The sequence below is a fragment of the Pseudanabaena sp. PCC 6802 genome (assembly GCF_000332175.1).
In the GTDB taxonomy this organism is placed as follows: domain Bacteria; phylum Cyanobacteriota; class Cyanobacteriia; order Pseudanabaenales; family Pseudanabaenaceae; genus PCC-6802.
The window spans coordinates 4,320,812-4,333,259 of sequence record NZ_KB235914.1 but is presented as its reverse complement, the minus strand read 5'-3'; the positions used below and the strand labels follow the sequence as shown (position 1 = coordinate 4,333,259).

The following is a 12,448-nucleotide window of genomic DNA, read 5'->3' as shown; positions in this document are numbered from 1 at the left end:
ATTTATTCGCCAGCACCCATCAGCTTATAGCTGGAGCCACTGTCTGCTCGATCGCTTTTACTTGATTGGCAACCTCGTCAGCACTGACAACTGGAGTAGCTGGAGGAACTGGTTCGGGCCATGCCTTGAACAATTTATCCATTTTGGCAGTGAGGTCGCTGGCCAGCTTAGGCTCTAGCTTTGGTTCGATCTGCTTGAGTAAAGTATCTTTAGAATATTCCACGAAGCCGCGCGAATCCTGATATTCAATCGCTTCGCTGATTTTGCCACCACTAATTGCAGCGGTATATTCTGCCACGGCTGTCTCTAATATTTCCGTCACTGCCTTCAACACGAACGGAGGAGATTGTAGTTTGTCGGCAGGCAACGCGGCGATCGCCCGATCGATTGCGGCCATTGCTTGCTCGTAGGTTGGTTTGACTTGAGGGTCGTTGGCTTTTGTTTTAACTAAATCTTGAGTCCTGGTCAAAACATCTTTAAACTCAGCTACTTTGCGCTCTTGCAGTTGCTCGGCCAGATCCACGTAAATTTCCTCTACCGGGTGCCCTAAATGAGGTTCGGCTTGCTTAGGCAGTTTGAGATCGAGCAATTGTCCGGCCACGAGCATGTGTCCCTTCATCAAGCCCAGCTTGGTCAGGTAGTCTACATCCTTGGCTTCACCAGTCAGAACAATTTCCTCAACTGTGACCCGATTTTTAATGCGATCGAATTGCGGCTGAGTCAGTACTTTCTTACCGACTAGCTCCTCAATGCTGGCATAGGGGCGGCTCGCTTGAATTTGATGCGATAGGGCTGGAACCGCAAGTTCGGCTTCCAGTTTGTCAAGCTCCGACAGAATCGCAGAGTTAATGTTAATTTTGGGTTCGCTGCTTTTAGCACTACTGGTAGTAGGTGCAGTTGGGGAGGTAGCTGGATTAGTGGCAACAGGTGGAGAGGTAACTGTATTTGTCGAAGGCGGGACTCCACAGTTATTTAAGCCGATTGCCAGACCAGCGATCGCCACAGCGATCGCCAAATAGCGCATCAAATACCGAAAAATGCGTACCATAATCCTCTCCTGAAATTACACGAATGCGAGCAAGCACAAGCGGATACAACCCGATTGCCTAGCTAAGATGTGTTGTCAAATATCCAGCCGCTATTGTCAACCTTTTTAAGAGTTATTGTCAACTAACATGAAAAAATTTTAGTTTTTTTTCGGAATAACGTTAAATAGTCCCATGCATCCTGCCTCCGCAATTTCATCTTGATGGGGGTGAAACATATACTTACCCGGAAATCGATAGGTAAACTCTAAGATATGCCGTTCGGTCGTGCCCATTGTAATTACATCAGTTTCTTGAGTAGGAGTCAGGGTGCGGCCAGTAGGATAAACTTTAAAAAAATTGGCGTGGAGATGGAATGTGACAGCCGGATCGAATTCGATCGCATTCAGCAGATATAGTCGCACCAACTGATGTTGATAAATGGGAATGGGATATTGCTTGTAATAGTTGGGAATGGCATTGAACGCATATAGTTCGTTGCGTTTGTCTCCATTGATATCATAGGCTCCCATCACCAGCACCATTTCATCCGCAGGCGGTCTTCCACCAGGCGGATCGATAATAAACATGCCGTACAAACCCTTGCCAATATGGCGCGTTACAGGTGGAATGTGGCAGTGATACAGGTGAATTCCAAATGGTTCTGCATCAAATTCGTAAATGGTTGCCGTATCGTTGCGTACAGGGCGGATACCATCCATTTCAGCGGGATGGTCGCCATGAAAATGCATGGTATGAGCGTGCCCGCTCTTATTGAGGAAAACTATGCGGACGCGATCGCCCTCGGTTGCTCGTAAAACAGGCCCAGGCACCCGACCATTGTAGTTCCAAGAGACGTAGGACACTACGCTATTTAACTGCAACGTCGTGTTTTCCGCCGTAATTTTAAACTCTCTAATCGTACGTCCGTTTTCCTGCCTTAGCGTGCCATAGTCAAAGTTGCGCAGCAACGCCATCGGACTCAAACCGTTACCTGCCGTTGGTGTGTTCTCTGGGATGGGGGGGATGGCGGCAACCGCAGTTCCCTGGCGTTGTTGAAGTTGGTAGACACCTGTAGCTATACCTGCCAGCCCCATTCCTGCTAGTCCAACTTTCAGGATGTGGCGGCGATTCCATACAATTCCTCGACGAACAGGTCTATGCTCTGGCATTAATAAATTGAGAATAACTATTAATTAGGAGCATAGCAGATATATAAATATATTCAGTAAGGTAGATTCTCTATGTATAGCCATAGACAGATCTGTTAGGACAGGGGGTGTGGGGGCGCAGCCCCCACGCAGGGGTCACCCCGTCCTAAGCCTGTTGGCTATAGCTATAATACAAAATACCCGTCTGTTAACCCCTTTTTTTGCAGTCCGCGCAGGCGGACTTTGTTGGTGTAGCCGCGATTGAAATCGCCAGGCAATAATCGTCTGAATCGCTCTAACCTCGATCTATCGGGAGGAAGATGGTAAGAATTTCGCCATCGTATTCTGCACTGGTGGGATGCAAGCGCACTGTGAACTTACCGCCGATCGCCTGAAATAGAGTTTTTGTAATCGGTAAGCTCAGGCTGAGCGTCCCAGTTTCTGGTTGCAGCATCAGCCACTGTCCCACAGCCCGCAGTAGGGGTGATTCACCTGAGTGCATACCATCTTCAGACTGCGATTGAAATTGCAGTTTCAGATGCTCGCCCGCCGCCGATACTTGAATCAAAATATGGCTACCAGTAGGCAACCCACGGGTAAGACGATCCACCAGCCCATTCAGTACCTGTTGTAACAAATTAGAGTTACTAATCACAGCCGGAAGTTCTTGCGGCACGTCTAGATGAATCTCGATTTGGCGGCGTTGCGATTGCTCTTGCCAGCGCTCGATGCTTTGCAGCAAAACGTCCTGAAATTGAATTCGTTCTAGCGGTACGGGGGAAGCAGCTAACTGTGCCGCCTCAAAGATCAAGTTAAAGCGATCGATTTGGTCGGAGCACTCCATGGCAATTTGCTTCAGGCGAGTTGCGATCGCGGGAGTGGTATCTTTGCGTCGCAGTAGCGAATGCACCAGAGTACGGATCGTTGTCAGTGGCGTTTTCACTTCATGCGTAATTGCCCCGATCAGATCTACTTCCCGAATTTCTGGTATGGGCAACTCTTGTTGAAATGACTGCGATAGTAGCAGCGTCCCAAATTTAGCGATCGCTCGATACTCGGGCATCTGCACTGAAAACTGCTCTAGCTGTTGCGATAGGAGACTAATCTGGGCTGGCTGGTGTATTTTTTGGCGGAGGACGGCGATTGCCTTTTGAAGCGGTTCGGGGTGAAAAGAATAGATGCAGCTCCGACTCTGCTCGGAAGATAAAATTAACAAGCTAAACGATCGAGAAACTAGCAAGCAAAACCATTCATGCGCGATCGCATCATTTTTAGCCAACCGGATGGTTTGCGTATTTTGAATCGGTAAGGACTTAGTAGCCAGGAGAGCAGTATGGCTGGGTGTAAAAAACCAGATTTGCAGATTATGTAGAGAGTAGCTATTAGCTAGAATCTGAGGGTTATGGGTAAAGAATAGCCCTTCCACTGGCATAGAGCGACATAACTGTTCTAGAACTGCGATCGCTCTAAACCAGAACTCTTTAGCATCAGTTTGGTGAAGCTCTTCAACAAATTCGCTGTCGCATACAGCCTCATAGATTGTTGACAAGTTAGTAGCTCCAAAGAGTTTCGCCCCAATTATCACCCCAATTATATTTTATAGCTATAACGTGATGTGCAACTTTCCCCATTGCCCTCACCCTAAATCCCTGTCATGGGAGAAGGGGTTGGGGGATGAGGGAGTACGTTGTGGATTTCTGCAAATGTGTTGCTGGGCGAAATTACCTCAATGGCTAGATCGGGAGCGCCTTGAAAAAAGCCCTTTGGCAACTGCCGCACGCCTTGTAACCTTTCCTTTGCCACAAATGAAATGTCTGGAGAACGCTTGTTCCCCGACTTCAATGCGAAAGCCGTACTGGAATCGCAGGTTACGCCTAATTTGCGAGCGCGAGCGTGCAATTCGATCGCGCCACCCAGAAACATACCGATATTGCCGTGCTCCATGCCAGAATTACCGATCGCCCTCACCTCCCCATTAACTAACTCGTAGCGATCGCCGCGATCCGGCAGCGCCATAAACTCCTCATCTGTCCAAACTTTGCGTTCCGCAGAAACTGTCATAGCGTTACCCTCAGGGAATTGCCCTATCAAAATTGCGTACGGCATTAGCTACAATATTAAGCTATGACAGAATCAGAAGAACTAACTCAAGATCTAGACACTGAAGCACTAATCGGTTCCCTCCTGCGCAAGGAAGGGACGTGGGTGCAATGGGGGAAGGCATGTCAGCAATTACAAAAATCTGGACTCAATCCCCAGGCTATTTTCGAGCAAACAGGGTTTGAGCCAATTCACCAGAACCAATTGGTCGTAGCAGCACAGGTCTATGAAGGCTTAGTTACTGCCAACGCCCCTGGCCATGTTTTAGAGTACTTTGAGCCGAAGGGTAGCGACATCCTCTACGAATTCCGCATTCTGCCACAAGCTGAAAGGGTAGATGCTGCCGAGTTAGTGGTTAGGGATAAACTCGACATTCTAACGGCCAAAGACATTGCCAAAGCAATGAAAGAATTTGCGGTACTATCAAAATTGCCAGATGGGTTTTCCAAGCACCCCGGCGATGCGATCGCCTATCAAGCTTGGAAATCGGCCACCAATCAAAAAGATCCTCAAGAAAAAGCCAGACTAATTTCGCGCGGGCTAAAATTTGCCCATAGCGATTCCGCTCGCGCAACTATAGAGCAACTGCTGAGCAACCTAGTCGCGCCCACAGCGAAAAAAGCCCCTCGCCTCCCTGTCTTTCGTTTAGAAGCAGATGACGAACTACCCAGGATAATTCCTGTGGTTGGCAGGCTACCTCTAAGCGCCGCCGATCTGAAAGCGGTGCCTATGGTAGATGAAATTGAGCCATTTGGTATGGTGCAGTACTCTGGGGACTGCGCCTGGTTAGCTTTACCAGGTTGGCAGGTCGTGCGCGAGAGCGAGGATGGAGTTGCGATCCTGTGCGACACCGATACGCTCAAGACAGCATCAGACCAGGAGTTACCCAGCAGTTTTCCCGATAAGCCTGAGGAAATCGTTGTTTTAATCGATCGCGCCCAAAGGGCTTGGCAGGATGACAGGTATTTTCTAGTCGAGCAGGATGGGGTACTTAAATTTCAATGGTTCGATCGACTCCCTGAATTACCGCTCCTGGGTTGTGTTGTACTCGTGATGCGTCAAAAGCGCGTGCTTGATGAAGAGATAGGTCGCGATCGCTGGCAATTTGACGAATAGCCGCTATTTTTGTCAATAATTTCGGAACAATATTCGACATCAAAAATTGATAAGTAGTATTATATCCGTAGACAGATCGGTTATTACAGGGGGTGTGGGGGCTGTGCCCCCACGCAGGGGAGGCAGGGCGGTCTTGGGGGTTTCCCCCTAGAGCCACTGTCGTGTTCTCCCCCTGCACCCCGTCCTAAGCCTATTGGCTAGCTATATCTAAGAATAAGATAAGCTGGACTTAGCCTTTTTACTCCTTCACACTCACTAAAAGTCATGCGGTTTCAGCATTTAACTCGCATTAACTGTTGAACCCGATCGCTAGTAGAAACTAGCAGTCTACTTGGCAGCAATAGATTTATTTATAGTTGCTGTTGATAGAGGTAGTTTATGTATGTAAATGTACATATCTAATTTAGTGGTAGTCTGGGAAGTGAGGTTATACCAATGAATTGCTCTAACGATCGCTTTAGTAATCTCAGATTAGTAATGATGCAAGCTTTTAATCCTGCTATCGGAGCTATCTAAGAGAGTGTCCATGTCATCAGATATTCCTAAACAAGTTGAGGCTCGAACCCTAGATTTAGTGAGGGCTTTTCAGGATAACCCATCTACTCGGATCAGAGATCGATTGGTGCAAGTACATATCGCTCTCTTACAACAAATCGTGCAGGATACGGTCAGGACTAGGGGGGGGGATCGTGAAGAAATAATGATGGCGGGGGTTGATGGCTTTGCGATCGCAATTCAAGAGTTCGACCTTAGTTCCAGAGAAGACTTTGGCGCGTTTGCTACCCCGTATATTCAAGAAAAAATTCACGATTATTTTAATCGCTCGGTTATAGGCATAGACAAATCTGCTAGTACAGGGGGTGTGGAGGCTGCGCCCCCAGGCAGTGGTTCTACCCCTGCCCACCATGCCGAGCCTCTTCACTATGAATATGATTCTTCCGATCGAGATGACGAAAACAACTTAGCATCGCAAACGGCTGAGCAGAAAGACAAAAAATATCAAAGTTTTAGGTTGGCTGCGGAGGATACAAAACGCTTGCAAAACTTAGCAATTGGACTAGATCGCCTGAACAAAAATTCGTCAACGGACGAATCGGAACAGTTCAGCATTAAATCAGAGACCTTCGATCTCTTGCAGGAATATAGGAAGAGGCCCTCCGTACAGTTGCGCAATCGCCTGGTGCAGCTAAATATGGGTCTTGCCAGAAAAGAAGCCTATCACTGGACCAGTCAATGTACCGAAACCTTTGACGACCTCCTGCAAGTAGGTTTAATGGGTTTAATCAGAGCGATCGAGCGGTTTGATACGGTGCGGGGGCACGCATTTAGCTCGTTTGCCGTACCTTACATTCGCGGCGAGATCCAGCACTATTTACGCGACAAAAGCCCAACCGTGCGCACGCCGCGCCGCTGGTTAGTGATGTATAACAATGGCTGCAAAGTTTTACGGCAACTGAGGGAGGCCAAGGGACGCGAGCCAACCGATCGGGAAATTGCCGAGCACCTGGAGATCCCATTAACTGAATGGCAAGAAATTAAGCTAGCTTGTCAAAATCGCGCTCCCGTTAGTCTGGACACGCCAATTAGCGATGATAGCGATCAGGGTTCGTCCTTGGGCGATTTGATGGCCGATTCTAAATATCAGAGCTTTCAACTAGCTCAAGAAGATAGTATGAGGCTGTACCAAGCCTTATCCCATTTAGAGGAACGGACGAGGCAGGTGGTTGAGTTTGTGTTTATTAAAGAATTTACCCACCGCGAAGTAGCAGAAATGTTAGGGATTAGTGCCGTTACTGTATCCAGGCAGGTCAAAAAGGGCATAACTACCCTCAAGCAAATCATGGTTACACCTTTAGATTAAAGACATGATTAAGAATTGATTTAACTGCCAAATATTTTTTGCCAAAAGCCTTTTTTCTCAGTACTCTCAGACTGCCGATCGCTCTGTTTATTAACCAAAGCCGGATTCTTAAAATCAAGCAGTAAAACAATTCTGGTGCGATCGCCCCTGTGCCATGCTTCGTGCTCGGTGGTGTCGTCGAAAACAAAGCATTTGCCTTCCTGCCAGCTACGCGTTTCGTCGCCGACGCGCAGAGAGCAACCATCGCAGCCAATTAAACCGAGGTGACAGCGCAGTACGCCATCCGGGTAGCCCGTGTGTGCAGCAATATGAGTGCCAGGCTGGAGGGATGAAAAGCCTGCCGTTACGAGGCCAGGAATGGCTTCTACTAATTTTGTGGTTTCCGGACAAAGATCGCAATTCTTGCCTAGTTTTAGGCCAAAAGCATATAGACCAAATACATCCCACCCCTTACCGTACAGGTGTCTTTCTGGCCATTCCACAAAGTCACGGCTGTTAATTTGCTCTACTTCTTGCTTGACTTTCTGCCAGTTTGCCTCTAGATCGGAAGTAAATTCAAAATCTTCGGTTTTGTAGTACATGGTAATCTAAGTAATCTGAGTAATCTGAGTATCCTGTTAACTATTTATTATCTTTAGATCGTTTCAGTAAAATTCCTAAAGTAGTGGCGAGCGATCGCGCGATCGCTCTGAAACCACCCATACGCTGCAACATTTTCCAACTGAATACTACCCAATACCATCCCTTCACGATTTCACCCCAAATGGTTTGCTTTTGAAGCTGTGGCTGAGTTTGACCTTCAACTGGTGGCTTATTTTCGTCTGGCTTATCCATTTCTGCGTTTTGATATTCTGCAAATACTTATACCAATTTAAATTGTTTGGGTTACAGAGAGGGCGGAGCGTTGACCCCACGAAAGGGCATAACTATAAAAAAGGGCTGGAAAAGTTAACTCCAGCCCTCTAAATAAATGTAATAAATTCCGCAGCTACTTAGAATGTGGCTGTTGCTTGTAAACGGGCACGGGCGCGACGCATTTCTTGATCGGCTTGAATTTTGCCCTGTTTGTCGTCTTCTTTGATGTTTTTCAGGCGCTCTTCTGCTGCGGCTAGCTCATTACGGGCTACCTCAGCATTGATGTCGCTACCTGCTTCCGCCGCGTTGACTAGAATCGTGACTTCATTACTCTCGACTTCAGCAAATCCACCCATCAAGGCGACCGCCGTCCAGGCTTTTTCTTGCCTAAACCGCATCACGCCGATATCCAAAGCGGTAATCAGCGGTGCGTGATTGGTTAGAATACCAAGCTGACCGGTAATGCTGGGCAGAATTACTTCCTCAGCAGAAGCATCGACTAGGGTTCGATCTGGTGAGATCACTTTTACTGTTAGTGTCATCGTTGTTACTTCCTGGTTGCTTAATCTGCCTATGCTTTAAGCTTTTCAGCTTTGGCGATCGCCTCTTCAATATTGCCAACCAGGTAGAAAGCTTGCTCTGGCAGCTCGTCTAGCTGGCCGGAGAGAATCATGTCGAAACCTTTGATGCTCTCTTCGAGGGAGACGTACTTCCCAGGCGAACCCGTAAATACTTCAGCCACAAAGAAGGGCTGCGACAAGAAGCGCTCGATCTTTCTGGCACGAGCTACGATCACGCGATCGTCTTCAGATAGTTCGTCTAAGCCCAGAATGGCAATAATATCTTGCAATTCTTTATAACGCTGCAAGGTTTGCTGTACTGCACGCGCTACGCGGTAGTGATCGTCGCTGACCACACCTGGCTGCAACATCGTGGAAGAGGAATCCAGTGGGTCGACAGCAGGATAAATCCCCTTAGATGCCAAGGAACGGGACAATACAGTGGTAGCGTCCAGGTGGGCAAAGGTGGTTGCAGGAGCAGGGTCAGTCAGGTCGTCCGCAGGTACGTATACAGCCTGCACGGATGTAATCGAACCGTCGCGGGTACTGGTAATCCGCTCTTGCAGATCGCCCATTTCTGTACCCAGAGTGGGCTGATAACCTACAGCGGATGGCATCCGACCGAGCAATGCCGACACTTCAGAACCTGCTTGCACGAACCGAAAGATGTTGTCGATAAACAACAACACGTCCTGCTTAGCCACATCGCGGAAGTACTCAGCCATCGTGAGTGCAGAAAGACCGACGCGCATTCTGGCTCCAGGCGGCTCGTTCATTTGACCGTAAACCAGAGCCAGATACTTGATCACGCCCGATTCCTTCATTTCTTGGTAGAGGTCGTTACCTTCGCGGGTGCGCTCGCCCACGCCGCCGAATACAGATACACCGGAGTGCTTGGTGGCGATATTGTTGATCAGTTCTTGAATCAACACAGTTTTACCCACACCAGCACCGCCAAATAGCCCGATCTTGCCGCCGCGACGGTAAGGAGCTAACAGGTCGATCACTTTAATACCAGTTTCAAAGGTGGAAGGCTTTGTTTCCAAACTTGTAAATGCGGGGGCTGGACGGTGAATCGGGAATTTCTCCTCGGTTTCAACCGGACCTAGCTCGTCAATAGGTTCGCCCAAAACGTTAAAAATACGCCCCAACGTAGCATTCCCAACAGGTACGCTAATGGCTGCACCCGTGTCTAAAGCTTCCATGCCGCGCACGATGCCATCTGTAGTGCTCATTGCGACAGCGCGCACCTGATTATCACCTAAGAGTTGCTGAACTTCACAGGTAACATTCACATTCTGACCTGCTTCGTTTTTACCCTGGACAACCAGGGCATTGTAGATCGCAGGCATTTTGCCATTGGGGAATTCTACGTCTACAACGGGACCGATAATTTTAGTGATGTAACCAGTATTAGTTTTTTCTGCGGTAGTGACCATGCTTGCTGCTTGCTCCAGCTTATTAATTCGATTAAATAGTGGAAAATATTTGACGCAATCATCTTTTAGAGATTTAGAGCCAATCTCAACCAATCCTCAAAATATCACTGAATGGCTACATGTTGCTTAAGCAATTTTGGTAATGTCCCAGATTCTGTGGGCTGACATTATGAAATTAAGGAGGACAGAGCTTGCAAAGAAACAGCAACCACAGATTCAGCGCAGCATTACCCTACGGCTATAAAAGCTTAACTCTTTAAAGTTATCTTAAGAATTTCCCTGAATTCCGATGGGGCTATGCGTGTTTAGTCCCAACTTAAATATAATAGGTGGGGCAAGTAATTAAAGTCCTACTGACTGAATTTAGCGATCGCATATGATTAACACCATCAAACGCTCCAAGGTTGAAAATCTCAAAGAGCAAAGCAATTTCCTCCGCGGCCCCATTGATGCTGAGCTAAATGACGGGCACAGTTATTTCAGTCAGGATGGCACGCAGATCCTCAAGTTTCATGGTTCCTACCAACAGAAGGATCGCGATCTAGAGAAAGCTAAGGCTAAAGGCGAAGAAGCAGCCTACAGCATGATGTTGCGCACTCGCAGTCCAGGTGGATACATCCCCTGGCAACTCTACCTCACGCTGGACAAGCTATGCGATCGCTATGGCAACCGTACACTGCGGGCTACTACCCGCCAGGGCTTCCAAATTCACGGCATTCTGAAGCAAAACTTGAAAACGGTAATCGCCGATATCGTAAATAATATGGGTTCGACCGTGGGTGCCTGCGGCGATATTAACCGTAACGTCATGGCTCCACCAGCTCCATTTAAAAACAAGCCGGAATATGCAATAGCGCGGGAATACGCGGTTAAAATTGCCGATCTGCTGGCACCGCAAGCAGGCGCATATTATGATGTTTGGCTGGATGGCGAGAAGGTCATGACATCTGAAGCGCCAGAAGTAACGGCAGCGCGATCGCACCCAGGCAAGGGCAAAACCAGTACGAACGTTCCCGACAACCCCGAACCGATTTACGGCACCTACTACATGCCGCGTAAATTTAAGATCGCGATCGCGGTGCCGGGTGACAATTCCGTCGATCTATTCACCAACGACCTATCACTGGTAACGATCTTAGATAGCAGCCAGCAGTTAGAAGGTTTTAATTTCTACGTAGGTGGCGGGCTGGGGCGCACGCATAATAACGATGCTACTATCGTTCGCATGGCAGATTGTATTGGGTTTGTTCCCCTAGCCGATCTTTACGAGGCTATCAAAGCAGTAGTAGCAGTACAACGAGACTACGGCGATCGCCACAACCGCCGCCATGCCAGATTTAAGTACATCCTGCACGATTGGGGTGTAGAAAAATTCAAGCAAGTCTTATTGGATTACTATCCCACTCCTCTACAACCAGCTAGGCCGTTACCGGAGTTTAAATATCTGGACTATTTAGGCTGGAACGAGCAGGGTGACGGCAACTATTTCCTCGGTATATCAATTGAGAACGGACGTATTTTGGATCGCGATGGCCTGCACCTCAAAACCGCCCTGCGCGAGATCGAGGAAAAATTCCATCTCCCCATCTATCTCACTCCCAACCACAATCTCTTACTCGGTGAAATCTCTCCCACGGCAAAGAACGAAATTCAATCCATCCTGGATCGCTGTGGCGTACTCCCACCGGAAAAGATCGATCCGCTCACCCGCTACGCTATGGCATGTCCCGCATTTCCCACCTGCGGCTTAGCTATTACGGAATCGGAACGCGCTATTCCAGGTATAATTCAACGCATCAGAGTTCTATTGGATCGCTTGAGCTTAGGTGACGAGCAGTTCGTCACGCGCATGACTGGATGTCCCAACGGCTGCGCTCGTCCTTACATGGCAGAGTTAGGTTTTGTCGGCAGTGCTACTGATGCCTATCAAGTATGGTTGGGTGGTAGCTTTAACTCTACCCGCTTGGCACAGCCTTACATGCAGCGGATGCCAGCAGAGAAATTAGAGGAAACGCTCGAACCTCTATTCGCCTACTTTAAGCGCGATCGCCAGGTAGGTGAAGGCTTTGGTGATTTCTGCGATCGTAAAGGCAATGAGGATTTACAACAATTTGCTGCCACCTACGTTCCTGAAGCGATCGACGCGAGCGAGGCCAAAACCTCCCAGCGCAAGGATCGACGGCATCGCATCACGCTCTCAACATCAGTGTACGAGCAACTCAAACAAGCCGCCGATAAGGAACAAAAGAGCATGAAGGAAGTAGTGGAAACCGCGATCGCTAAGTATATAGCCGCTGGTTATTAGATTTCTTCCCTAACTCCTCTCCTCAAAGGGGAGCCA

10 protein-coding genes and 1 pseudogene are annotated in these 12,448 nt (G+C 48.3%); 3 read left to right on the top strand and 8 right to left on the bottom strand.

From position 1 onward, the window contains the following. Window positions 1-19: 19 nt before the first annotated feature. The 4 genes and pseudogenes from PSE6802_RS0126020 to PSE6802_RS30410 all read right to left on the bottom strand — a co-directional run. Window positions 20-1,048, bottom strand: coding sequence for a ComEA family DNA-binding protein (locus PSE6802_RS0126020; protein ID WP_019502950.1), 1,029 nt, complete (start codon window positions 1,046-1,048; stop codon window positions 20-22). 138 nt (window positions 1,049-1,186) lie between these two features. Beyond that, window positions 1,187-2,197 (bottom strand): multicopper oxidase domain-containing protein, encoded by a 1,011-nt coding sequence (locus tag PSE6802_RS0126015; RefSeq protein WP_019502949.1) that lies wholly within the window; start codon window positions 2,195-2,197, stop codon window positions 1,187-1,189. A gap of 274 nt (window positions 2,198-2,471) precedes the next feature. After that, a complete protein-coding gene (locus PSE6802_RS0126010) occupies window positions 2,472-3,725 on the bottom strand; it encodes a sensor histidine kinase (RefSeq protein ID WP_156815660.1) in 1,254 nt (417 codons plus the stop codon). 137 nt (window positions 3,726-3,862) lie between these two features. Next, window positions 3,863-4,237, bottom strand: a pseudogene (locus tag PSE6802_RS30410) (Uma2 family endonuclease); the annotation flags it as partial. A 63-nt stretch (window positions 4,238-4,300) separates the two neighbouring features. Between PSE6802_RS30410 and PSE6802_RS0126000 the strand changes: the two are divergent. Continuing rightward, complete coding sequence (locus PSE6802_RS0126000; protein ID WP_019502946.1) at window positions 4,301-5,392, top strand: RuBisCO accumulation factor 1; 1,092 nt, start codon at window positions 4,301-4,303, stop codon at window positions 5,390-5,392. A 526-nt stretch (window positions 5,393-5,918) separates the two neighbouring features. After that, on the top strand, window positions 5,919-7,253 hold the full coding sequence (locus tag PSE6802_RS35675) for an RNA polymerase sigma factor SigF (protein ID WP_019502945.1): 1,335 nt from the start codon (window positions 5,919-5,921) through the stop codon (window positions 7,251-7,253). Window positions 7,254-7,273: 20 nt separating this feature from the next. Here PSE6802_RS35675 and PSE6802_RS0125990 read toward each other — a convergent pair whose 3' ends face one another. From PSE6802_RS0125990 to atpD, 4 genes are all read right to left on the bottom strand, one after another. Further along, window positions 7,274-7,834, bottom strand: a complete 561-nt coding sequence (locus PSE6802_RS0125990; RefSeq protein WP_019502944.1) for an aspartyl/asparaginyl beta-hydroxylase domain-containing protein — start codon at window positions 7,832-7,834, stop codon at window positions 7,274-7,276. 40 nt (window positions 7,835-7,874) lie between these two features. Continuing rightward, window positions 7,875-8,087 (bottom strand): hypothetical protein, encoded by a 213-nt coding sequence (locus PSE6802_RS0125985; protein WP_019502943.1) that lies wholly within the window; start codon window positions 8,085-8,087, stop codon window positions 7,875-7,877. 158 nt (window positions 8,088-8,245) lie between these two features. Next, window positions 8,246-8,650, bottom strand: coding sequence for an ATP synthase F1 subunit epsilon (gene atpC / locus PSE6802_RS0125980; RefSeq protein ID WP_019502942.1), 405 nt, complete (start codon window positions 8,648-8,650; stop codon window positions 8,246-8,248). Between the two features lie 29 nt (window positions 8,651-8,679). Then, entirely contained in the window at window positions 8,680-10,107 is a 1,428-nt protein-coding gene (gene atpD / locus PSE6802_RS0125975; protein WP_026103578.1) for a F0F1 ATP synthase subunit beta, read from the bottom strand. 376 nt (window positions 10,108-10,483) lie between these two features. On the opposite strand from atpD, the gene sir reads away from it, so the two are divergent. Further along, the gene (sir, locus tag PSE6802_RS0125965; protein WP_019502939.1) at window positions 10,484-12,412 is read left to right on the top strand and encodes a sulfite reductase, ferredoxin dependent; all 1,929 of its coding nucleotides are present in this window, start codon (window positions 10,484-10,486) and stop codon (window positions 12,410-12,412) included. Window positions 12,413-12,448: the final 36 nt, after the last annotated feature.